This is a genomic window from Vibrio sp. V01_P9A10T6, from assembly GCF_963877065.1.
Taxonomy (GTDB): Bacteria; Pseudomonadota; Gammaproteobacteria; order Enterobacterales; family Vibrionaceae; genus Vibrio; species Vibrio anguillarum.
Map to the genome: position 1 here is coordinate 24,350 of NZ_CAWNTB010000011.1, position 22,235 is coordinate 46,584.

Here is a 22,235-nt window from a genome sequence, read left to right on the forward strand (position 1 = left end):
GTTATTACTATGAAAATGTAAACTCCATAATGGAAACGTTTCCACATTTTATTTACACTGAGTAGCAAGCTAGGACTCAAAAAATAAAACGATTAGCTACTTTATGTATGGCACTGTTTTTGGCCGCGTTAGCGTCGATTACCAGAGCAAAAAAGTCATCCATTACGGTATTCACTACCGTAGCTCAACACGGTTAGAAACAAAAAATCAAGTAGGAAAACCATGAAGGCATTTTCAGATATTCTCCAACGACGTGACTGGGAAACCCCGCAATCAGTGAATATTCACTGCTTAAAAGCACACAGCCCACTTTCCAGTTACCGAGATATTGACCATGCCCGTGACGGCGTTTACGCCCAACGTCAATCGCTGAATGGCCAATGGAAATTCAAAGTGTTCGACTCGCCAGAACAAGTCGAAGGCGAGTTTATTCAAACCAAATTCAATGACACGAACTGGGATGAAATAACGGTTCCTTCCAACTGGCAGCTACAAGGCTACGACAAACCAATTTACACCAACGTAAAATACCCGTTTGAAGTAAACCCTCCATTCGTACCCGCCGAAAACCCGACAGGTTGTTACCGCACTACGATTTCCCGCTCAGAAGCCGATCTTGCCAATACCCAGCGCATCATCTTCGATGGTGTAAACTCAGCATTCCACCTATGGTGCAACGGCACTTGGGTGGGATACAGCCAAGATAGCCGCTTGCCTTCCGAATTCGACTTATCGCCCTACCTAGTGGCTGGCGAGAATACACTTGCCGTGATGGTGATGCGTTGGTGTGATGGCAGCTACCTAGAAGACCAAGACATGTGGTGGCTAAGTGGTATTTTCCGCGACGTAACTTTGCTTTCTAAACCGCAATACTGCATTGAAGATGTATTCGTCACGCCAGATTTGGATGCGTGTTATCGCGATGGTTCACTATCAATCGTGACGCATATTTCAGCGCCAGATTGTTACCAAGTGCAAGTGCAGCTCTTTGATGGTGAATGCGCGGTGACTGAGCCGCGAATTGATCGCCCGCACAACCGCCGTATTGACGAGCGGGGCACATACGATGACGTAGTATTTCAAACATTGCATGTGCGTGAGCCAAACAAATGGAGCGCAGAAACCCCCAATCTATACCGCCTAGTCGTTTCACTATTAGATGAAAACGGCATGCATCTAGAGAGTGAAGCCTATCATGTGGGCTTTCGCAAAGTGGAAATCACTGATGGTCAGTTGAAACTCAACGGCAAGCCTTTGCTGATCCGTGGCGTTAACCGTCATGAGCATCATCCAGAGCTTGGGCATGTGATGACAGAAGAAGACATGATCCGCGACATCTGTTTGATGAAGCAATACAATTTCAACGCGGTACGTACAGCGCACTACCCAAATCACCCTCGTTGGTACGAACTGTGTGACCAATACGGCTTGTACGTGTGCGATGAAGCGAACATCGAAACCCATGGCATGCAGCCGATGAATCGCCTTTCGAGCAATCCACAATGGGTGCACACATACATGAGCCGCTACACCCAAATGGTGATGCGCGATAAAAACCATCCTTCTATCATCATCTGGTCTTTGGGTAACGAGTCTGGCCACGGCAGCAACCACAATGCGATGTACGCTTGGTCGAAAAACTACGATCCGTCGCGCCCTGTTCAATATGAAGGTGGCGGTGCCAATACCGCTGCAACCGACATCATTGCGCCTATGTACGCCCGTGTGAATACAACGATTGCAGATGAAGCAGTACCAAAATGGCCAATCAAAAAATGGATTTCTCTACCCAACGAAACTCGCCCACTGATCTTATGTGAATACGCCCACGCGATGGGTAACAGTTTGGGGAGTTTTAATGAATATTGGGATGCATTCCGCGAGTTTCCTCGCCTTCAAGGCGGCTTTATCTGGGATTGGGTAGACCAAGGCTTGAGCCAATGGGACGAGAACGGCCAACACTTCTGGGCTTACGGTGGCGATTTTGGCGATAAAATCAATGACCGCCAGTTCTGCATCAACGGGTTGATCTTCCCAGATCGCACTGTGCATCCAACATTGGAAGAAGCCAAATACTGCCAGCGTATGATTCGCGTGTCGCTGCAAGAACAAGTGAAAGGATTCTGTCATCTATTAGTAACTAACGAAAACCTATTTCGTGCAACGGACAACGAGCAATTGAACTGGTCACTTTTGGAAGATGGCAAATTGATTCAATCTGGCTCAGTGGTGCTAAACATCAAAGCCGATAGCCAAGCAACCGTAGAGATTGCTTTTGAATTTACACCTAAAGCAGAAGCGCGATACCACTTGAATACTGACATCACCTTAGTGGCTGAAACACTTTGGGCACCCGCGGGACATGTGAGCGCTTCTGAGCAATTTGCGCTACGCAATACCTCAGGTCTCGCCATGCCTAAATTGGAAACGCAACCAACCCCAGCGATAAGCCAGCAAAAAGGCATGATCGTAGTCACCAGCCTAGATGAGAAGCATCAATGGTGCTGGGATAGTCAAACAGGCTTGATGATTGATTGGCAAGTCGATGGCAAAGCGCAAATGCTGGCGGCACCGCAAGATAACTTCTTCCGTGCGCCACTGGATAACGATATTGGTGTGAGTGAAGTGGATAACGTAGATCCAAACGCTTGGGTATGTCGTTGGGATATGGCTGGTATTGGCCAATGGAAACGCGAATGTGTCAGTTGCCATAGCGACATGTTGGCGCATGCCGTGCAAGTAACATCAACTTTCGCTTACCAATTCAACGGTGCCGTGCAAGCCATCACCACTTGGACGCATACGCTGAAAAACAGTGGCGAAATGCAGCTGACCGTTGATGTGACACTTGCCGATGATCTGCCACCCATGCCACGTATCGGCTTGGAGCTGCAATTGCCATTGCATGAGCAGAATACACCAATCACTTGGCAAGGTTTAGGTCCGTTTGAGAACTACCCAGACCGCCTATCAGCAGCACGTTTTGGCTTGCACACGCAAACGCTAGAAGAGATGCACACTCCGTACATTTTCCCAACCGACAGTGGCTTACGTTGTGGAACTCAATGGCTGCAAGTGAACGAACTGGTGATGTCTGGCGATTTCCAATTTAGTGTCAGTCAATATGCTCAACAGACGCTGGCAAAAGCAAAACACACCTGTGATTTAATGGCAGAAAAAACCATTTATGTGCGCCTAGACCATCAGCACATGGGCGTGGGTGGTGATGATTCTTGGAGCCCTAGTGTGCACAAAGAATTCCAGCTAACTGGCAATAATTACGTTTACCGAATATCGTTCAAACCAATTTTGCATCGTATTTAAAAACGCACCGATAACGGCTATCGCCACTTACAACGATTACGTGGCAGCGGGATGCATGACGCTACGACAAGAAAACGGCGTCCACATCCCTGTGATATGTCTTTGATAGGCTTGGATGACGGTCACATCGCACGCTATATCTACCTAGTCATTGATGACTTAGTCGGTGCGATGGCGACCAAGAAAACCCAATTTTCTTCCAACCCAGAGTAGCAACAACAGCAGTACGAGAATGGCGAAAAAGTTAGAACCAGAATCTGGATATTGTGCTTTGATAAATGCCGAATGACCAAAAGCACCGACAAAGAAACAGGCAAGCGCTACCAATGGAAGATCTTCCGCCACCGGATGGCGCAAATATTCTTGATACAACGCCTGCACAGAAAGCACTAATGCAATCAATGGGAAAATGGAGAACGGAACTTGGCTAATGGTTACCCAAGACAACAAGGCATCGCCGCACATACCTGCGATGAGCGCTAGCACAAGTGTTTTTCTTTCCGAACCACGATGGGTTGTGTTGTTTTCATTCGACATTACTCTATCCCCCCTTTGAGCCGATTACGTTCACGTTCTTTGCGATACCAAAATGCCCCTTTGGCTAGCATTCGCAACTGCATGATCAAACGTTCAGCAAGCTCATCTCGCTCACGTCGATCTAAATCTAAAGCTTCAGCGCCGGAGCTGAACACCAAAATAACGGAAGCTTCGGCCTGAGTTAATGCCTCGTCACGACCCATGCCTATCGTCATCAAATACTCGGTGAGCTCTGCGGAAAAGTGCTGTATTTCTCGCACTACCGCGGCACGAAACTCGCAAGAAGTACCTGAGCGTTCTCGCAGTAATAAGCGAAACACATTGGGACTACTTTCAATAAATTCCATGAAGGTTTCAACCGACGTGCGAATCACACTGCCCTCTTTGACAATGCGCTGCCGTGCTTGGCGCATCAATTGGCGCAGCAGTAAACCGCCTTCATCAACCATGGTTAAACCCAACTCATCCATATCTTTAAAATGTCGATAGAATGAGGTGGGCGCAATCCCCGCCTCGCGGGCCACTTCTCGTAAACTTAAGTTAGAAAAACTCCGATCGGCACTTAATTGGCTAAATGCTGCATCAATCAATGAACGACGTGTTTTTTCTTTTTGTAATGCGCGAATTCCCATCGATTTCATATTAAGTCGCTTCTCTTTTACTATCTGAGCCATACTATAACGTGATTGAGCACGTTGTCTAAGCCACAACATCGCCTCTTTGGACAAAGTGACCAATTAAACAGTCACCTAACCTAATTTCAATCACTCGCCACAGTAAGATGGGCAAAGCAATAGCATAAAGTGGCATTTTCACCTCTCGAGCGTGATCCTCTCCACTCTCTGATGGCAACATCGTTTACCGCACTGATGGATCAGTTAAAATCTCGCTACAGCAATGTTAAACAAATACAACAAGGAATAGAGTATGGCGAACCAAAACCACTTCGATGTCATCGTAATTGGTAGCGGCCCGGGCGGAGAAGGCGCCGCAATGGGTTTGACTAAAGCGGGGTTTAATGTCGCCATTATCGAAAAAGAGAGTAGTGTTGGCGGAGGTTGTACCCATTGGGGCACCATTCCCTCCAAGGCGTTACGCCATGCGGTCAGCCGCATCATCGAATTCAACAGTAACCCTCTATTTTGTAAAAACAACACCAGTATTCATCTCACTTTCTCTGATATTTTAGGCCATGCTAAATCTGTGATTGATAAACAGACGCGCTTGCGCCAAGGCTTTTACGATCGCAATCAGTGTACGCTGATTTTTGGTAACGCTAAGTTTACCCACAAAAATACCGTGGCGGTTACGCACGCTGACGGCAGCATCGAAAAATACAGCGCCGACAAATTTGTGATTGCGACTGGCTCACGCCCTTATCAACCTGATGATGTTGATTTTACTCATGAACGAGTTTATGACAGCGATTCGATTCTCTCGCTTAAACACGATCCTCGCCACATCATTATTTATGGTGCAGGCGTCATTGGTTGCGAATACGCTTCGATTTTCCGAGGCTTAGGGGTCAAAACTGACCTCATCAATACCCGTGACCGCTTACTTTCGTTTCTGGATAACGAAACGTCTGATGCACTCTCGTACCATTTTTGGAACAGCGGCATTGTGATTCGTAATGATGAAACCCATGAAAAGATTGAAGGCACTGACGATGGTGTGATCGTTCACTTGCAATCGGGCAAAAAAATGAAAGCCGACTGTATCTTGTACGCCAATGGACGCACGGGCAACACTGACAAATTGAACCTCAAAGCGGTGGGCCTGAATGCCGACTCACGTGGCCAACTGGCCGTCAATCGTAACTATCAAACCTCGGTGGAGCACATCTACGCAGTCGGTGATGTAATTGGCTACCCAAGCCTTGCGAGCGCAGCCTATGATCAAGGTCGATTTGTCGCTCAAGCGATTGCTCATGGTCAAGCGCAAGGGCACTTAATTGATGACATTCCAACTGGGATTTACACCATTCCTGAAATCAGTTCAGTGGGCAAAACAGAGCAAGAACTCACCGCGGCCAAAATTCCGTATGAGGTTGGCCGCTCTTCGTTTAAACACCTCGCACGAGCACAAATTTCTGGCAAAGATATCGGCAGCTTGAAAATTTTGTTTCACCGAGAGACAAAAGAAATTTTAGGTATTCATGTGTTTGGAGAACGCGCGGCTGAAATAATCCATATCGGACAGGCAATTATGGAGCAAAAAGGCGAAGCCAATACCCTCGAATATTTCGTCAATACCACCTTCAATTATCCAACCATGGCCGAAGCCTACCGCGTGGCGGCGTTAAATGGCCTGAATCGATTGTTCTAATCATCGACCTAATTCTGCCTGCTAATGGAATGAAAGCCGCTAACGAGTGCGGCTTTCTTTTTGGTAACCTAGTGAGTGAAGTGCTTAGGGATAGATTCGGTGATCAAGTGAGAAAAACACCGCGTCGCCATTGTGAGATAAAGACCACACCTAAACTGATGCCGCGCATCGCCATAAAGCTGATCATCGCCATCCACAGGGCGTGATTACCCAAAGACTGAGCCAGATAGAAAACGCTGAAAAAACTGCACATCGCGACAAACATGCTGTTGCGCATCTCTTTACCTTTGGTCGCGCCGATAAAAATACCATCCAATAAAAAACACCACATCGCGGTTAACGGCATCGCCACCAGCCACGGTAGATAACGGTTAGCCGCTTGCTGAACTGCGTTAATGTCAGTGATCAGCGTGATCAACGCCGATCCCCACACCGCAAACATCACCGTTAACGCTAAACAGATTAGCGCACTCCAGAAAAAACTGCCGATCAGAGCACTTTTGAGCTGCGTCTCACTTTTTGCACCAATCGCTTTGCCAACCATGGCCTCCATCGCATAAGCAAAACCATCCATGCCATAGGAGATCATCATCAAAAAACTCATTAAGACAGCGTTAGCCGCCACGGTTTGATCACCAAAGGCCGCCCCTTGAAAGGTCATAAAGCTAAACGCCGCCTGCAAACAGAGTGAACGCAGGAAAATATCGCGATTCAATTTCACAAAGCGGCTAAGACCTTGTGTCACTAAAACACCTAGCTGCAGTGGCGAAGGGAGTTGATGCCACAACCAATAGCGCCAAACACACAATAAGCCAAAGCTCATGCCCGCATAATCGGCGATAACCGATGCCAGCGCAGCACCTTCCACTTTCCAGCCGAAACCCAACACAAACAGAATATCCAACGCGATGTTGGTTAAGTTAGTGATGATCACCATCCACATCGGCGCTTTAGCATTTTGCGTGGCTAACAGCCAGCCGAGCAGTACAAAGTTGGCCAATGCGGCGGGCGCACTCCACGCTCGAATCACAAAATACTGCAACCCATATTGCTTTACTTGCTCACTGGCACTGCTGGCTGAAAAAATCGCATCGCCAATCCATCGATGCAGAATCAAAAACAACAACGCAAATGCCAGTGCCATCAAGAGCCCTTGCAACAAGACTAACGCCAGTTTTTGTGGCGACTGTTCACCGTATGCTTGCGCCGCAAGGCCTGTGGTCGACATTCTTAAAAAGCCGAGTAACCAGAAAGTGACACTGACTACCGTACCGCCAAGCGCCACTCCACCTAAATACCAAGCGTGTTCCAGATGACCGATCACCGCCGCATCAACTAAACCTAACAGCGGTACAGTAATATTGGACAGCACCATAGGTATCGCCAGTAGCAACACTTGCCGATGTACGGAACGATTCGATAACGTTTGTAAAATAGATTGCAACACGTTGACCTCTCATGGGTGAGAGCAAAGTGTAGCGGAGTGATAGGAGGACGGCTAGCGGTTACTCACCAACGGACATAAACTAAAACGGGTGTTAAGCGCAGCTTGTAAACCATCACCTTACTTAACCAACGTTGCCATAATTTCCAGCGGCCACAATGTTGATCGAGCGGTGAAAACGTTTTTGCCGACGAAGCCCAAGGCAAGACATTGAGTACCGCTTCGGTTGGATTAGCAAAACCATGTCCGTAATGGCCTGAGCCCATTTTCTGACCTAAAGTGGAAGCAGTTTTGTCTCCAGCCAGCATTAAACAAGCCGCCGCATTAGAAAAATGCAAACCCAATGCGCGGATAAAATAGGTGAGTTGCTGCGCCGTACAATCTAATAACGCATGCTCACAAACGATTAAAACGGCGGAGGACTCCGCAATAGGCAATGCATCCAACCACTGAAGATCATCGACACTGCCACACACATGTTGATAACGCTCACTGCGATGAAACAATTTCTGCCGCCACAGCAGGTTTTCGGTGATATCGAGTTCTATCCAATGGCAGCGCCCGTTGTCTACCCGATAAAAACGGGTATCTAACCCAGCACCGACATTAATGATCCATCCATCAGGGTTACGCTCAATAAACGCGCGCACTTGTTGATCGCACAATTGCGTTAAGGTGGCATGCAGCAATTGTTTTTGATCAATATCACCGCTTAAACATTCGGGGGCTAAGTGACAGCTCTGGCAGGCCTTTGCAGCGATCGGATCATACACTAACCCGTTATCAACCAAACTTTCGCGGCTACGAAACCACAACGGTTGAACTAAATTGGTTGGAATATGATGACGTGGGGTTAGTGAATGTTTATCGGTAGGCATTACCATCTTCCTTATGTCGCAACTCGATGTAACAACAAAGAAGATGATAATGAATATCAGTTAGAATAACAAGTTATTGAGAATAGATCTCAATAATAAATTACATCCAATCGGTATTGCGAATAATGCCGACGGCCACACCTTCAATGGTGAGCTGCTGAGATTTAAGATCCACTTCAATTGGTGAGAACGCTTCATTCTCTGCGTGCAATAACACGGTAGAGCCTTTGCGTTCTAGACGTTTTACCGTCACATCATCTTCAACACGCGCCACCACCACTTGCCCATTACGCACATCTTGTGTTTTGTGCACTGCGAGTAAGTCACCGTCCATAATGCCAATATCTTTCATACTTTCGCCTTGCACACGCAGTAAGAAATCCGCTTGAGGGCGAAACATATTGGGATCCACTTGGTAATGCGCTTCGACATGCTCTTGCGCCAAAATAGGCTCTCCCGCCGCGACTCGACCAATTAAAGGCAGGCCAAGATCTTCTGGCTCATTGGCAGCTTCAAGTAAGATACGCAACCCACGAGAGGCACCCGGAATAATTTCAATCGCTTGTTTACGAGCCAGTGCTTTTAAATGCTCTTCTGCGGCATTGGCGGAACGAAAACCCAGCTCGCGTGCGATTTCAGCGCGAGTCGGTGGCATTCCGGTTTCGTCGATCTTACTGCGGATAAGATCAAATACTTGTTGCTGGCGGGGCGTTAACGGCTTCATATCTCACCTGTCTGTTTATACAGTTAACTGTGAGTATATCCAGTAATCGAATAAATGGAAGAGCGGACGCTTATTTTTTGGCTATTTACAAAAAATGCCGCAATCGACCGATAAATACCTTACCGATTCACTCACTGCGCTCGCAAGTGATGCTGTTTTACTAAACAATAATGATTAAAAGGTTTGACCAGTTTCTGGTATCCTTGCGGCTCAAAAATAGCTAGCCGCTTCGGCGCATATCGATTTCTCTGAGTATCAACTCACAGGGAAATGGACATGCGCTTAAGCATATTGAAATATTCTTGAGGCGACGACCTTTATGTCTTCTGGACACTCATTATCTCGTTCACTACTAAAATTACCTTTGTCTGCGTTGGTCAAAGGCACGGCGATCCCTTCTAATCCAATAGAAGACCACGGCATTGATATTCACAAGCCGATTGTTTACGCCTTACCTTTTCGCTCAAGTGTTGATTTGCTCACCTTGCAAACGCACGCCAAAGAACTGGGTTTACCTGACCCGCTGCAACCACTTGAGCTAAACGGCAAAAGTTTTGCCCGTTATGTTTTCATCTCGGCGCGCCCAACCTTGATGCGCAATGATCAGCACGTTCCTAGTGACTCTATCGCTCTTTTTTCTGAACTGCTTGAGCTACATAAGTTTGATACGGAATTGGACGTTCAAATGATCCCAGCAACGGTGCTTTGGGGACGTAAACCAGGTAAAGAGGGGCAAGAGAAACCCTATCTCCAAGCCTTAAATGGCCCACAAAAAGCACTCGCGGTAATTTTTGCTGGACGCGATTGCATGGTGCGCTTTAGCCCCGTCGTTTCACTGCGCTATATGGCTGATTCACACGGCACCGACGAATCTATTGCGCATAAATTGGCACGAGTGGCTCGTATTCATTTCTCTCGCCAAAAGCTGGCAGCTTCTGGGCCAAATTTGCCCAATCGCCAAGCGCTGTTTAACCGCCTAATTAAATCACAAGCGATTGAAAAAGCGATTGAAGATCAAGCGAAAGCCAACAATATCTCCCTCGAAAAAGCGCGCAAAGAAGCGCATGACATCATGGATGAGATTGCCGCTGATTTCTCTTACTCCTTAATCAAGAAAGGAGAGCGCATACTGGGCTGGTTATGGAACCGCATTTACCAAGGGCTTAATATAAATAATGCCGCCACCGTGCGTCGCCTTGCGCAAGATGGACACGAGATTGTCTATGTCCCTTGCCACCGCAGCCATATGGATTATCTCTTACTTTCTTATGTGCTGTATCGCGAAGGTATGGTGCCACCGCATATTGCTGCCGGAATCAACTTGAACTTTTTCCCAGCAGGTCCGATTTTCCGCCGTGGCGGCGCATTCTTCATTCGTCGCAGCTTTAAAGGCAATAAGCTCTATTCGACCATTTTCCGCGAATATCTGGCCGAGCTATTTGCCAAAGGCTATTCAGTTGAATATTTCAGCGAAGGTGGCCGTTCACGCACTGGCCGTTTACTGCCAGCGAAAACAGGCATGCTGGCGATGACCATCCAAGCCATGTTGCGCGGCCTTAACCGCCCGGTGACCCTCGTGCCGGTTTATATCGGTTATGAACACGTGATGGAAGTAAGCACTTACGCCAAAGAGCTACGCGGCAAAAGTAAAGAGAAAGAAAATGCGGGTTTAGTGCTGCGCACGATTCGCAAGCTGCGTAATTTTGGCCAAGGCTATGTCAATTTCGGCGAACCGATCCCGTTGAACCAATACCTTAACGAGCAAGTGCCAGAATGGACGCAAGATATTGACCCTATGGGCAGCACCAAGCCGCAGTGGATCAACCCTATTGTTAACCAACTGGCCACCAAGATGATGACGCACATTAACGATGCGGCGGCGGCCAATGCCTTAACTTTGTGTGCCACCGCGTTACTTGCTTCACGCCAAAGCGCACTGGCTCGTGACAATTTGGTTAAGCAAATCGACTGCTATTTATCGCTACTAAATAACGTGCGCTACTCAGCAACCTGCACTGTGCCTAAAGCCAGTGCGGAAGAACTGGTTAACCATGCACAGTCGCTCGACAAGTTTGTAATTGAATCCGATACCATGGGTGAGATTATTTCTCTTGACCGCAATCAGTCGATTTTGATGACCTACTATCGCAATAACATCATTCATCTGTTTGCCATTCCCTCACTGATTGCGCAGATGTTGATCCGCCAGCAAACGCTATCACTAGAGCAGATAACCGCCAATGTGGCACTGATTTATCCCTTCTTAAAGCAGGAGCTGTTTTTAAGCTTTGCGCAAGATGAACTCGCAGATGTAGTCAACGCTTACGTTAACGAACTGCAACGTCAACAATTAGTAACGCTAGAAGAGGGTGTCGTGGCTATTAATCAAGCCAAAACACAAGTGTTGATGCTGCTCGGTCGTACCATTTCAGAAACCCTACAACGCTACGCGATTGCTCTCAATCTATTGGTTGCCAACCCTGAAGTGGGCAAATCTGATTTAGAGCAAAAAAGCCAAGAAATTGCACAACGTCTTGGCCGTTTGCATGGCATCAATGCCCCTGAGTTTTTTGATAAAGGGGTATTCTCCGCCATGTTTGTCACGCTCAAAGAGCAGGGCTATTTGGATGTTGATGGCAATTGCCATTTAGAACCAACCGTTCAGCTAGCACGCCTACTTTACTCGATGCTCTATCCTGAAATTCGCTTAACCATTCAAGAAAGTCTCTGCCAAGCGAACTAATCGGTCGTAAGAAACAGTAAAGGCATCCCAATGGATGCCTTTACTTTATTCGTGAAGTACTTACAAAAACTAGTGAACTACTTACCAAAACGCAAAAAGCAGGCCCAACGTTAACACCATGCCAACGTGATTGTTATTGAGAAAAGCGTGGAAGCATAAATCACGATCACGATGACGAATTAAACGCTGCTGATAGACAAACAGAGCCGCTGCAGCCAATACTGACCAATAAAAACTCGCCCCTAACTGATAATAGCCACCAAGTGCGATCATCAACGCCAGTACCAATAACTGTAAAATGCCGATGATGATTTTATCAAAACGACCAAATAAAATAGCGGTCGATTTGACTCCGATATTAATATCGTCATCACGATCAACCATCGCATACTGCGTATCATACGCCACAGTCCACAACGCATTGATCAAAAATAGCCCCCACATCACCGCTGGCAATTCGTTGGCTTGCGCCGCCCATGCCATCGGAATAGACCAACTAAAGGCCAGCCCTAATACCAACTGCGGAAGGTGTGTATAACGTTTCATGAACGGATAAACAAACGCTAATGCGATACCGACAAAGGAGAGCTGAACCGTGAGTGGATTCATGGTCAAAACCAGCAGGAAAGAAGTGATACCTAGCGTTAAAAACAGTGCAATCGCCTCTTTGGTTGTCACACGCCCGGCAGGCAAAGGCCGCTGTTTGGTTCGTTTAACATGTCCATCGACTCTGCGATCAGCAAAATCGTTGATCACGCAACCCGCTGAGCGCATCAACAACACCCCCAACACGAATACCAACAATACTTTAGGATCGGGGAAACCTTGCGCGGCTAAAATCAATGCCCATAAGGTTGGCCACAACAATAGCAAAGAACCAATTGGCCGATCCATGCGCATCAGTTGCCAATAAGCACGCGCCTTAACCAAAGTCATGACACTCTCTCCTTAGAGTAAATCGGTGAAAAGGGTAAAAACAGCTCCGCAACTAACATCGGTTTATTATTCATCCATAATCGTGAACGGCGTGCAAGCAACGGCCCCTCTTCCATCATTGCCCAGCCCACTTGTAGTGCGTCACGCTTAACGTGCTCAGCACGAAAAACCGTTAACCCAAGCGGAATATCACCTTGGCGCGCTAAGTCATATTGCTGACCCAGCATCGAAGATTGAGGAATTAAAGTACGGCCTAAAACCCATGGCTGTTGATCACCACGCAGCACAACCTGGCGTAACAAACAGGCTTCATCAGATAACAGAGCCATCTCATCACCCTGTAATTTTTCTGCCTCAACGAGCTTATTGTGCAGTAGTTCAACGCTCAGTTGCTGACACTGCGCCTCTAACACGCGAGATAATGATCCTTGCTCTAAAAGCCAAGACTGAGAAACCTGATCAGGAAAAGAAAAAACGTCAGGTTGTTGCCAAATTACTTCTCGCAAAGCAGACAGATAGAGCGAAATTGATTGATTCATACTAGTATTCAATTAGTGGCTTTATCAACATACAATAAAGGTCCATTTTTGGTTAACACAACCATAAAAAGCGCTCACTCACAGAATCCCTCGGTTGGAGGTTAAAAACCCGCTTGTAAAAACGGGAAGCGACAACTGCGGTATATTCCAAACAACGAGATAAGCATTTTGATTACAATCCGATGCTCTATTGTAACAAGACTCAAGCGATTCGAGTATCGTGAACCAACTAAAGAAAAGATAGAAATATGCTTAAACGTTATGTAGCCCAAATAATTATCGCCCTAAGCTTGTTTTGTGCGTTACCAAGTTATGCACAAGATGAAAAAGCGCCTAGGCTAGCGTACTTTACCTTAGAGCCGGATCTCACCACCAACTTTTTCACCAAAGGAAATAAGTTAGGTTACATCCAAGTTCGTATCGACGTGATGGTATCCAGCGACGCCGATTTACCCGCCGTTGAACGGCACCAACCACTGATTCGTGATGCCATCGTCGAGCTACTCGGTAAACAGACCGAAGAGACGATAAAATCACTCGCGGGTCGGGAAGATTTAAGAAAAACGTTGGTAACAGAGCTCAACGCGGTGTTACTGCCTGAAATAGGCCGAACCATTATTGCTGACCTACTGTTTACTAAATACATCTATCAATAGAGCAGCGATTGTCGCTCTATTGATGTTTTGCTTAACGAGTTCGATGACGGCTGGCGTCATTTAATCCAAAGGCGATTCCTGAAAATAGGCCCGCTAAATGCGCGCTGTTGGCAATCGCCATAAAGGGTTGTACAAACCCGAGCACCAACCACACCAGCATAAAACCGATCACGGGTTTGGGCATTTGCAAGCCAAGATGAGGGGCTTTCCAACCAAGCATCCATAGATAACCGACCAACGCATAGACCACACCCGATAAACCACCAAAATTGGCTCCTTCAACCCAGTACTGAGCCGCACCGGACAACAATGCTGACACTAAAAATAGCTGTCCAAGTTTGAATGAGCCAAGCCGTTTTTCAACATCGCCCCCCAACTGCCACCACCATAACAAGTTAAAGACGATGTGCAGCACAGAGAAATGAAGTAAAGCATGACTAAACCAGCGCCAAATCTGCCATTGCTGCCCAGCCAAAGCAGGAAAATGTAATGCGGAAAATACTTGATTGGCTAGCCCAAACTGCTGCAATGCAAAGATAATGGCGCATGCCATCATCACGCCCAGTGTTAAAGGCCCAGCTTTGGCTTTGAGCATCGCCAACATGCTCGGTGAACGATATTGAAAGTGACTTTTACGGCTTTCAGCCACATCCCATGAAGCAGCTTGATACTTTCTGTCATTTGGATTGTGCAGAAAATGGTTGAGTTCCGCTTCGGCTTCAATCTGATGTTGATCATCAAGTAACCATAACGCAAATTGACCACTCCCTTCCGGCATCATTTGAATCTCAATTTCACGAGAGGCCATGTAATCAATAAAGGCTTGCGCCATTCTTGGGTTATTGAGCGTGATCAGTCTTAACATAAGTCATCCTAATTGCTGGTTACGGGCAAGCCTGCACGATGCCAAGCTTCGAATCCACCATCCACACTATACACCTGTTCAAAACCTTGGTTAATCAGATACTGTGCAGCACCTTGGCTGCTAATACCGTGATAACACATCACTAAAATGGGTTGGTCAAATTCGCTTTTTTCCATAAATGAAACCATGCTGTCGTTGGTTAAGTGGAATGCGCCATTTGCATGTGCAACCGCAAAAGATTGCGCATCACGAATATCCACTAATTGCGCATCATGTTGTTCCATTAAAGCTTGTGCTGCTTGAGCATTGATATGTTGAAACTGATCCATCGCTTCCTCTGATTGGTTTTATTTTTAGCATTTGATTGTAACCTATCCCAAGGCAATCAAGTACACGGCCTTTATAAGGTTATCCACCACTGATCACTTTTTCGCCATTTGTGGATAATCTTGTGGATTGCGTTGATAAAGTAGTAAATGAGAAATAGATCCACAACATGTAGTGATGATCCTTACTTTTCTGTGTGTAACACAATACATATCCCCAAATATAAAACGGTGTTCAAGCCTTGATTTAACCGACTTGATGACAGCTCACGAATAATTTTGTCACAGAGTTATCCACAATCAGCGCGCTGAAAATTTGATCACTTAAAGTGATCAAAAATAAAAAAACCGAGATCGTAAGATCTCGGTTTTTAATGCGCTTCACAATGAGTCAGTGATTAGAACTCGCCGACAGCATCCTTTAGCTTCTTCATTGCATTTTTTTCTAGCTGACGAATACGCTCAGCTGAGACACCATACTCTTCCGCTAACTCTTGTAGCGTAGCTTTTTGATCATCCAACCAACGAGAGCGCACAATATGTTTACTGCGTTCATCTAAGCTAGCCAACGCCAAGCTTAAACGATTGTTGGTGTGATGCTCCCAATTCGCCGCTTCAATGTTATCCGCAAGATCCGAATGCTTATCTTCGAGATAAAGCACAGGTGCAGTGTAAGAAGAGCTCGAATCATCGTCTTCCGCCGACATTTCAAAGGTGGCATCTTGCGCGGCTAAGCGTGATTCCATTTCTCGCACTTCAGCCGGGTCAACGCCCAACTCACGGGCAACCGCTTCCACTTCACCGCTATTAAACCAGCCTAAACGCTTTTTCGATTTGCGTAGGTTGAAGAATAGCTTACGTTGCGCTTTCGTGGTCGCTATTTTTACAATGCGCCAGTTGCGTAACACGTATTCGTGAATTTCAGCTTTGATCCAGTGCACAGCAAAGGAAACCAGTCTCACCCCAACTTCTGGGTTGAAACGCTTCACCGCTTTCATTAAGCCAATATTGCCTTCCTGAACTAAATCCGCCATGGGCAGGCCATAACCAGAATAGCCACGAGCAACGTGAACAACGAATCGAAGGTGCGATAAGATCAACCCTTTCGCCGCTTCAATTTCACCTTTGTAATGTAATCGCTCTGCGAGTGACCGCTCTTCTTCCGCGCTCAGCATTGGGTAGCTGTTCACTGAACGAATGTAGCTGTCTAAGCTGTCTTGTGAAACGAGAGCCATTTGATACGTTTGGTTTGTCATTCAATTCCTCATCAATTTCTGATCTGGAGTAATGGATGTTTTTAACCCGACAATCTTGAACCTAAAATGAACAAGATTCAAGCAAGGGGAAACTATTATGCATAAACAAGTCGCCTATACAAGTGCTGTGGCTAAAGCTAGCCAACAGTTATTGCCTACATATGACAATATTCAACTAAACTGGTTCAATTTCTTTTAAATGACGCTGCGCAGATACTTTTGCCGCTACGCATCCTAAGAAAGTACCGAGCATCAACAGCAGTAAGGATTCATCCCAACTTAGGCCAATAAGACGAAAACGGCTGTCATACAGTAGGGCAAGATCTTCAACGGCACCGTTCAATAAAATAGTCACAAAAGCGGTTAACAGCCAAGCGGCGAATGCGCCCAACAAGCCAAACCACATGCCAGCATAGAGATAAGGGCGCAAAATGTAGCGATCGGTGGCACCGATCAATTTCATGGTTTGGATCTCTTCTTTATTGGCTTGTACGTTAAAGCGCAAGGTGTTGCCCACAATCAGAAATACAGCGCCCAACATCAATACCGATAAACTCGCGACAATGATCGCCGCTAAAGTTCGAATGGCGTTTAACCTAGCAAGCCAATCTTCATCCAAGCGTACATCCGTGACGTCTTGTTCTGCTTGTATTTTTTTCGCCAGCGCTTTGATTTGCTCTTGCTGCTCAACCTGCGGGGTAACAATAAGCACGCCAGGTAAAGCGTAATCATCCAATAAACTAATGGCTTGTTCAAACCCGGCGTATTGACTCAGGTCATCCAATCCTTGCTGCGGTGAGATGTACTCCACGCTGGCGACATCGGCCAAACTTTCTAGCTCATCTTTCAACACCATAATTCGTGCTTCAGGTGTGCGCTCATGTAGATAGACACTGATCTGAGCAGGGCTGGTGACATTATTGGCTACAGACGCGATATTTTTGCTCAGCAGGTACATACAGGCAGGCATCGCAAGCGCCATCGAAATAACGGCGAGCGTTAAAATATTGCCGAGTGGGCGTGACCATAAACTTGAAAATGAGGCCTTGGCCTGCTTAAAGTGGATGGCTAAGAAACTATCGGTTTTGGCCCGTTTCGGTTCACGTGCTTTCGCGTTCCTTTTATTCGACGACTTAACGGCCATAGTCTTCTACCTCGCTTAAAAAACCTTGGTTAAGTTCTAAATGACGATATTGAGGACGCGTGTTGACTAAGCTGATGTCGTGCGTCGCAAGCAAAATAGAGACTCCGGCACGGTTAAACTCTTCAAACAGTTTAAGCACACGGTTAGAAAGCTCTGGGTCTAAGTTACCCGTAGGCTCATCGGCCAGCAGTAAGGTAGGTCGGTTCACGACCGCTCTTGCGATACCCACTCGTTGCTGCTCACCCCCAGAAAGTTGGCTCGGTAAACAGCGTGCTTTGTCTAATAGATCAGTTTTATCCAGCGCGGCTGAGACGCGACGCTTAATTTCATTTTCTGAAATCGATTCAATGCGCATTGGCAATGCCACATTGTCGTAAACCGTTCTGTCCATCAGCAAGCGATGATCTTGAAACACAATGCCGATGTTGCGGCGTAAAAAGGGAATATCTTGATTGGGAATACGCGTAATATCGTGACCGTTAAAGCTGATGCGCCCATCGGTTGGACGCTCAATCGCACAGATTAACTTCAACAAGGTACTTTTACCGGCTCCGGAGTGCCCACCCAAAAACGCCATTTCTCCTCGGCGTAGGTGAAAGTCGACCTTTTGCAGCGCCTGACGGCCTCCGCGATACGCTTTGCTGACTTGTTGAAACTTAATCACTCGCTATTCCTCTCACCAGTCTCCATTGGATGATGAGGTGCTCATTGAGCACCCACGCACACTTACTCTTCGCGGCTAAACAGAGCTTCAATAAATTGCTGCGTTTCAAACGGACGTAAATCGTCAATCCCTTCACCAACCCCAATAAAGCGGATCGGAATTTCAAACTGATCGGCCAGCGCAAAAATAACGCCGCCTTTCGCCGTGCCATCCAGCTTGGTTAAGGTGATCCCAGTCACCGGGGCCACTTCACTAAAGAGTTTGGCTTGGCTGATGGCGTTTTGCCCAGTAGCGGCATCTAACGTCAGCATCACTTCATGCGGCGCTGATGGATCAATTTTTTTCATGACGCGCACAATTTTACGCAACTCTTCCATGAGGTTGCTCTTGTTTTGCAAGCGACCAGCGGTATCGGCGATCACCACATCCACGCCACGTGCTTTGGCGGCCTCAATCGCATCATAAATCACTGATGCGCTGTCTGCGCCAGTGTGCTGTGCAATTACTGGTACGTTGTTACGCTCGCCCCACACTTGCAACTGCTCAACAGCCGCAGCACGAAAAGTATCGCCCGCCGCTAAGATCACTTTTTTACCTTGAGCTTGAAACTGTTTGGCCAACTTACCTATCGTGGTCGTTTTGCCTACACCGTTGACGCCGACCATTAAAATAACGTAGGGCGTTTTTTGGCTATCGATCACTAACGGTTGCTCTACTTTAGCCAAAATGTCAGCCATTTCGTCTTTCAGTAAACCGTAGAGTGCCTCTCCATCTTTCAACGCGTGGCGAGAGGCTTTTTCTGTCAGATTACTGATGATTTTGAGTGTGGTTTCCATCCCAACATCGGCAATCAGCAGTTGCTCTTCCAGCTCTTCAAACAGCTCATCATCAATTTTCTTGCCTTTAAACAGACCAAAGAAACCCGCACCAATATTGGCTTTGGTTCGGCTAAGGCTGCGTTTTAAGCGTGCGAAAAAACTCTCGCTGGGTTTTTCTTGCTCTTGAATTCGTGCTTCTGCTTCTGCTTCTGCTTCTGCTTCTGCTTCTGCTTCTGCTTCTGCTTCTGCTTCTGCTTCTGCTTCTGCTTCTGCTAGCGCAGTGTGTGGCTCTTCGATGGGTTGAGCAACTGCCGTCGTTTCTTGTTCTTGCTCAGCATCAACTGGTTCGACAAGCGTAGATGGCTCAAGCACTTGTTCTGTTTCGCTGGTTGATTTACTTGATTCTTCGTCACCAAAACCGAGCCAAGAGAGTAATCCACGTTTCTTTTTTTCCGTCATCTGGGGATATCCTAGATCTACCTAACTAACTACGACCCTTTTCTTGAAGGATTATCCCTCGTAAGAAAAAGAAAAATGACAAAGCAGTGAAAACTTTCCAATTAGATTGGTAAACTTTGTCATTATTGAAATTCAATGGCTATACCAAACCCGTTTCGGGTTGGCAGATTGGGTATAGTATCACTTTATTAGCGGTCAAAAAATCTATGGTAAGACGTCGCCAACAAAACTCATCACAAAATAAGCCTTCAACGGGCTTTGTTCGCATTATTAGTGGCTTATGGAGAGGTCGTAAACTGCCTGTTCATGATGCCCAAGGTCTGCGTCCCACGACGGATCGCGTCAAAGAAACTCTTTTTAACTGGTTAGCACAGGAGATCCCTGGTGCACACTGCTTAGATTTATTTGCAGGCTCTGGCAGCCTTGGGTTTGAAGCCGCCTCAAGGCAAGCAGAATCCGTGACGCTGATTGAACTCAACCCGACGGCATTCAAACAGCTTGAACACAATATTGGTGCGCTCAACGCGACCAACTTACGAGCGATAAATAGTGATGCGCTGGCCTTTCTCAAGCAGCAAGGGACGCCTCACCACGTGGTGTTCATCGACCCGCCGTTTCGCCAAGGCTTATTAAGCGAAGCCGTCTCGCTTTTAGAACAAAATGGCTGGCTTGCTGATGAAGCGCTAATTTATATTGAGACGGAAAAAGAATTGGCGCTAGAAGGCATCCCTGCTAATTGGCATCTGCACCGTGAGAAAAACGCAGGCCAAGTCAGTTATCGACTATTTGAGAGGAGCTCGGAATGAGAGTGTTACTGGTACTTGCAAAAGCGGCGATTGCTTTTGTTTGGTTGATTCTATTGCTGAATATCTTCATGCCGTTCCCCGGTAAAGCGGCGATTGCACTTTATATTATGACGGCATTTTTGTTCATTATGCACGGACTACAAATGCTGATTTTTATCGGTGCGTTTGGTGACAAGATCAGCATGAGCCGTTGGGAAAAATGGTCGATTCTGGTATTTGGAGTCTTCGCGCTGCTCGATATCCGCCGCAAACACATGACGTAAGTTAACGGCATAAAGAAAGCAACATAGGAAAAGCCGCTTCAAGTTCACACGATAGGCGGCTTTTTTATCCCCGAATCACAGCCCCATATAGCTTTTTACGCCATTTAAGAACATTTGCGTTGAGATCATAACTAGCAATAATCCCATCAAACGCTCGACCGCTTTTAAACCACGTTCACCCAGCACTTTGTGGAAGAAACCGTAGAACATCAAAATGATGAAAGTAGCGCCCCACGCGAGCAGTACAGAGGCTGACAGCTCAAGGAGTTTATCAGGGTGCTGAGTCGAAAGAAGCAGTAAGGCCGCAATCACTGAAGGACCCGCGATCATCGGAATTGCCATCGGTACGATAAAGGGCTCTTCCCCCGCAGCTAATCCAGTAATGCTACCTGCACTAGGGAAAATCATTTTAATCGAGATGATGAAGAGAATGATACCGCCAGAAATGCTGAGAGTTTCCGGTTGCACGTGCAAAAAACCCATGATGTTTTTGCCAGCAAACAAGAACAGCATCAAAATGATCAACGCAAAACAAAGTTCGCGCACAAGCACAACACGGCGACGTTTGGGATCAAGGTGTTTTAAGATGGAGAGCATGACCGGCAGGTTGCCAAGCGGGTCCATGATCAAAAAAAGCATGGTCGCCGCCGATAAAATATCCATCTCTCACTACTCACATCGATTTAAAGTGGCAGCAGTATATCAGCCCAGTCATGAGATTTCGATGCTCCTGAAAGTAACGATATAGATGAAGCGATAATGTTTACAAGGCCACCGAGGCAGAGATTAACGCTTGCGCTAATAAATAGCTGCCAGAAATAAGATAGCGCCCACAAGGCAATGGCCTGCGGTAATCGTGAATGGCTAACAAACTGGCCGAGAGCATCAGCACCAGACAGCCAACAAACCCGGCAAAGGCAGGCACTGTTTGCGTCTGCAGCCACAACTCTCCCGCCGCCCACGCCAACTGAACTAACATCATACCCATAATGGTTACGGGAAAGATCAAGGTGTCGATTTGCGGTAGCAATAGGAAAAAAGCCACAATACTGGTCGCAATCAAAAGGGCAGGTAGCCACCACACCATAGTGTCAGAAAGTTGCGCCCAGAAGGCTTTACTGTACATCAACTGTGCGACAAGAAAGCTAGCAAAACAGAGTTTTGAGTAGCGTTGCAACAGATGCAATGTGTCCGCGATTGCGGAAATAAGCAGACCGAGCGTGACCCATAAGATAGGAGAAGTGAGCTGCGTGGTATGGTTTAGAACTATCGCCACCAATAACAGCATACTGAGTGTTTTAAACATTACCGCTTGCTTGATTTTGTTACTTTCAACAGCCGAAATACTAATGAATCCAGACAAAGCAACGGAGAGCCAACTCCACATCTCATTTCCCCTTTAAAAATCTGCGGTCAGTGTAGGCATGTCATCATTGAAGTCCAGCAGATGAACGCAAAAATTGGATCTTGCTAGCGAATCAGAACGTTGGCTTTATTCAACAACAAAGAGTGCGAAAACAATCAA

General features: G+C 46.7%; 21 protein-coding genes and 1 pseudogene. 7 read left to right on the forward strand and 15 right to left on the reverse strand.

What is annotated here, in order from left to right; all coding sequences use genetic code 11:
• Window positions 1-222 precede the first annotated feature (222 nt).
• Complete coding sequence (locus tag AACQ21_RS00725; protein WP_105977121.1) at window positions 223-3,324, forward strand: beta-galactosidase; 3,102 nt, start codon at window positions 223-225, stop codon at window positions 3,322-3,324.
• A pseudogene (locus AACQ21_RS00730) lies at window positions 3,314-3,468 on the forward strand (substrate-binding domain-containing protein); the annotation flags it as partial. The gene AACQ21_RS00725 and the pseudogene AACQ21_RS00730, both read left to right, overlap by 11 nt.
• Before the next feature lie 15 nt (window positions 3,469-3,483).
• On the opposite strand, the gene AACQ21_RS00735 reads toward AACQ21_RS00730, so the two are convergent.
• Both AACQ21_RS00735 and fabR read right to left on the reverse strand, forming a co-directional pair.
• Window positions 3,484-3,861 carry a YijD family membrane protein gene (locus AACQ21_RS00735; protein WP_013855478.1) on the reverse strand — a complete coding sequence of 126 codons (378 nt, stop codon included), beginning with the start codon at window positions 3,859-3,861 and terminating at the stop codon, window positions 3,484-3,486.
• Window positions 3,861-4,502: an HTH-type transcriptional repressor FabR gene (gene fabR / locus AACQ21_RS00740; RefSeq protein ID WP_094126881.1), complete on the reverse strand. Its 642-nt coding sequence runs from the start codon at window positions 4,500-4,502 to the stop codon at window positions 3,861-3,863. Before fabR ends, AACQ21_RS00735 begins: the two co-directional genes overlap by 1 nt.
• Before the next feature lie 286 nt (window positions 4,503-4,788).
• Here fabR and sthA point away from each other — a divergent pair, with 286 nt between their 5' ends.
• Complete coding sequence (sthA, locus tag AACQ21_RS00745; RefSeq protein ID WP_017048582.1) at window positions 4,789-6,189, forward strand: Si-specific NAD(P)(+) transhydrogenase; 1,401 nt, start codon at window positions 4,789-4,791, stop codon at window positions 6,187-6,189.
• Window positions 6,190-6,292: 103 nt separating this feature from the next.
• Here the strand turns inward: sthA and dinF are convergent, their stop codons facing one another.
• The 3 genes from dinF to lexA all read right to left on the reverse strand — a co-directional run bounded on the left by dinF (window position 6,293) and on the right by lexA (window position 9,235).
• On the reverse strand, window positions 6,293-7,636 hold the full coding sequence (gene dinF / locus AACQ21_RS00750) for an MATE family efflux transporter DinF (protein ID WP_094126879.1): 1,344 nt from the start codon (window positions 7,634-7,636) through the stop codon (window positions 6,293-6,295).
• A gap of 62 nt (window positions 7,637-7,698) precedes the next feature.
• Window positions 7,699-8,517 carry a class I SAM-dependent methyltransferase gene (locus AACQ21_RS00755; RefSeq protein WP_088728537.1) on the reverse strand — a complete coding sequence of 273 codons (819 nt, stop codon included), beginning with the start codon at window positions 8,515-8,517 and terminating at the stop codon, window positions 7,699-7,701.
• 94 nt (window positions 8,518-8,611) lie between these two features.
• Window positions 8,612-9,235 carry a transcriptional repressor LexA gene (lexA, locus tag AACQ21_RS00760; protein ID WP_026028591.1) on the reverse strand — a complete coding sequence of 208 codons (624 nt, stop codon included), beginning with the start codon at window positions 9,233-9,235 and terminating at the stop codon, window positions 8,612-8,614.
• 319 nt (window positions 9,236-9,554) lie between these two features.
• Here lexA and plsB point away from each other — a divergent pair, with 319 nt between their 5' ends.
• A complete protein-coding gene (gene plsB, locus AACQ21_RS00765; RefSeq protein ID WP_013855485.1) occupies window positions 9,555-11,978 on the forward strand; it encodes a glycerol-3-phosphate 1-O-acyltransferase PlsB in 2,424 nt (807 codons plus the stop codon).
• 81 nt (window positions 11,979-12,059) lie between these two features.
• Here plsB and ubiA read toward each other — a convergent pair whose 3' ends face one another.
• On the reverse strand, window positions 12,060-12,914 hold the full coding sequence (gene ubiA / locus AACQ21_RS00770; RefSeq protein WP_017042069.1) for a 4-hydroxybenzoate octaprenyltransferase: 855 nt from the start codon (window positions 12,912-12,914) through the stop codon (window positions 12,060-12,062).
• On the reverse strand, window positions 12,911-13,465 hold the full coding sequence (locus AACQ21_RS00775; RefSeq protein WP_013855487.1) for a chorismate lyase: 555 nt from the start codon (window positions 13,463-13,465) through the stop codon (window positions 12,911-12,913). Before AACQ21_RS00775 ends, ubiA begins: the two co-directional genes overlap by 4 nt.
• A gap of 236 nt (window positions 13,466-13,701) precedes the next feature.
• Between AACQ21_RS00775 and AACQ21_RS00780 the strand changes: the two genes are divergently transcribed.
• Window positions 13,702-14,109, forward strand: a complete 408-nt coding sequence (locus AACQ21_RS00780; RefSeq protein WP_013855488.1) for a flagellar basal body-associated protein FliL — start codon at window positions 13,702-13,704, stop codon at window positions 14,107-14,109.
• A gap of 31 nt (window positions 14,110-14,140) precedes the next feature.
• Here the strand turns inward: AACQ21_RS00780 and glpG are convergent, their stop codons facing one another.
• From glpG to ftsY, 6 genes are all read right to left on the reverse strand, one after another.
• Window positions 14,141-14,974 carry a rhomboid family intramembrane serine protease GlpG gene (gene glpG / locus AACQ21_RS00785; RefSeq protein ID WP_105977122.1) on the reverse strand — a complete coding sequence of 278 codons (834 nt, stop codon included), beginning with the start codon at window positions 14,972-14,974 and terminating at the stop codon, window positions 14,141-14,143.
• Window positions 14,975-14,982: 8 nt separating this feature from the next.
• Complete coding sequence (gene glpE, locus AACQ21_RS00790) at window positions 14,983-15,303, reverse strand: thiosulfate sulfurtransferase GlpE (RefSeq protein ID WP_010316900.1); 321 nt, start codon at window positions 15,301-15,303, stop codon at window positions 14,983-14,985.
• A 395-nt stretch (window positions 15,304-15,698) separates the two neighbouring features.
• Window positions 15,699-16,556 (reverse strand): RNA polymerase sigma factor RpoH, encoded by an 858-nt coding sequence (gene rpoH, locus AACQ21_RS00795; protein WP_013855491.1) that lies wholly within the window; start codon window positions 16,554-16,556, stop codon window positions 15,699-15,701.
• A gap of 175 nt (window positions 16,557-16,731) precedes the next feature.
• Window positions 16,732-17,700 carry a permease-like cell division protein FtsX gene (gene ftsX / locus AACQ21_RS00800; protein ID WP_013855492.1) on the reverse strand — a complete coding sequence of 323 codons (969 nt, stop codon included), beginning with the start codon at window positions 17,698-17,700 and terminating at the stop codon, window positions 16,732-16,734.
• Entirely contained in the window at window positions 17,690-18,364 is a 675-nt protein-coding gene (gene ftsE, locus AACQ21_RS00805; protein ID WP_010316903.1) for a cell division ATP-binding protein FtsE, read from the reverse strand. The genes ftsX and ftsE overlap by 11 nt, the downstream gene beginning before the upstream one ends.
• 62 nt (window positions 18,365-18,426) lie before the next feature.
• A complete protein-coding gene (gene ftsY, locus AACQ21_RS00810) occupies window positions 18,427-19,641 on the reverse strand; it encodes a signal recognition particle-docking protein FtsY (RefSeq protein ID WP_105977123.1) in 1,215 nt (404 codons plus the stop codon).
• 206 nt (window positions 19,642-19,847) lie between these two features.
• Here ftsY and rsmD point away from each other — a divergent pair, with 206 nt between their 5' ends.
• Window positions 19,848-20,447, forward strand: a complete 600-nt coding sequence (gene rsmD / locus AACQ21_RS00815; protein ID WP_026028287.1) for a 16S rRNA (guanine(966)-N(2))-methyltransferase RsmD — start codon at window positions 19,848-19,850, stop codon at window positions 20,445-20,447.
• The gene (locus AACQ21_RS00820; protein ID WP_013855495.1) at window positions 20,444-20,710 is read left to right on the forward strand and encodes a DUF1145 domain-containing protein; all 267 of its coding nucleotides are present in this window, start codon (window positions 20,444-20,446) and stop codon (window positions 20,708-20,710) included. The genes rsmD and AACQ21_RS00820 overlap by 4 nt, the downstream gene beginning before the upstream one ends.
• A 75-nt stretch (window positions 20,711-20,785) precedes the next feature.
• On the opposite strand, the gene AACQ21_RS00825 is transcribed toward AACQ21_RS00820, so the two are convergent.
• Window positions 20,786-21,373, reverse strand: a complete 588-nt coding sequence (locus tag AACQ21_RS00825; protein WP_017048588.1) for a YhgN family NAAT transporter — start codon at window positions 21,371-21,373, stop codon at window positions 20,786-20,788.
• A gap of 100 nt (window positions 21,374-21,473) precedes the next feature.
• Window positions 21,474-22,097, reverse strand: a complete 624-nt coding sequence (locus AACQ21_RS00830) for a lysoplasmalogenase (protein WP_013855503.1) — start codon at window positions 22,095-22,097, stop codon at window positions 21,474-21,476.
• Window positions 22,098-22,235 lie beyond the last annotated feature (138 nt).

Coding starts and splice junctions, on each gene's coding strand:
- fabR (WP_094126881.1), bottom strand. CDS start 4,502: ATGAAATCGATGGGAATTCGCGCATTACAAAAAGAAAAAACACGTCGT.
- rpoH (WP_013855491.1), bottom strand. CDS start 16,556: ATGACAAACCAAACGTATCAAATGGCTCTCGTTTCACAAGACAGCTTA.
- rsmD (WP_026028287.1), top strand. CDS start 19,848: ATGGTAAGACGTCGCCAACAAAACTCATCACAAAATAAGCCTTCAACG.
- AACQ21_RS00725 (WP_105977121.1), top strand. CDS start 223: ATGAAGGCATTTTCAGATATTCTCCAACGACGTGACTGGGAAACCCCG.
- glpG (WP_105977122.1), bottom strand. CDS start 14,974: ATGTTAAGACTGATCACGCTCAATAACCCAAGAATGGCGCAAGCCTTT.
- ftsY (WP_105977123.1), bottom strand. CDS start 19,641: ATGACGGAAAAAAAGAAACGTGGATTACTCTCTTGGCTCGGTTTTGGT.
- ftsX (WP_013855492.1), bottom strand. CDS start 17,700: ATGGCCGTTAAGTCGTCGAATAAAAGGAACGCGAAAGCACGTGAACCG.
- AACQ21_RS00820 (WP_013855495.1), top strand. CDS start 20,444: ATGAGAGTGTTACTGGTACTTGCAAAAGCGGCGATTGCTTTTGTTTGG.
- AACQ21_RS00830 (WP_013855503.1), bottom strand. CDS start 22,097: ATGTGGAGTTGGCTCTCCGTTGCTTTGTCTGGATTCATTAGTATTTCG.
- plsB (WP_013855485.1), top strand. CDS start 9,555: ATGTCTTCTGGACACTCATTATCTCGTTCACTACTAAAATTACCTTTG.
- sthA (WP_017048582.1), top strand. CDS start 4,789: ATGGCGAACCAAAACCACTTCGATGTCATCGTAATTGGTAGCGGCCCG.
- AACQ21_RS00780 (WP_013855488.1), top strand. CDS start 13,702: ATGCTTAAACGTTATGTAGCCCAAATAATTATCGCCCTAAGCTTGTTT.
- AACQ21_RS00755 (WP_088728537.1), bottom strand. CDS start 8,517: ATGGTAATGCCTACCGATAAACATTCACTAACCCCACGTCATCATATT.
- lexA (WP_026028591.1), bottom strand. CDS start 9,235: ATGAAGCCGTTAACGCCCCGCCAGCAACAAGTATTTGATCTTATCCGC.
- ubiA (WP_017042069.1), bottom strand. CDS start 12,914: ATGACTTTGGTTAAGGCGCGTGCTTATTGGCAACTGATGCGCATGGAT.
- AACQ21_RS00735 (WP_013855478.1), bottom strand. CDS start 3,861: ATGTCGAATGAAAACAACACAACCCATCGTGGTTCGGAAAGAAAAACA.
- glpE (WP_010316900.1), bottom strand. CDS start 15,303: ATGGATCAGTTTCAACATATCAATGCTCAAGCAGCACAAGCTTTAATG.
- AACQ21_RS00825 (WP_017048588.1), bottom strand. CDS start 21,373: ATGGATATTTTATCGGCGGCGACCATGCTTTTTTTGATCATGGACCCG.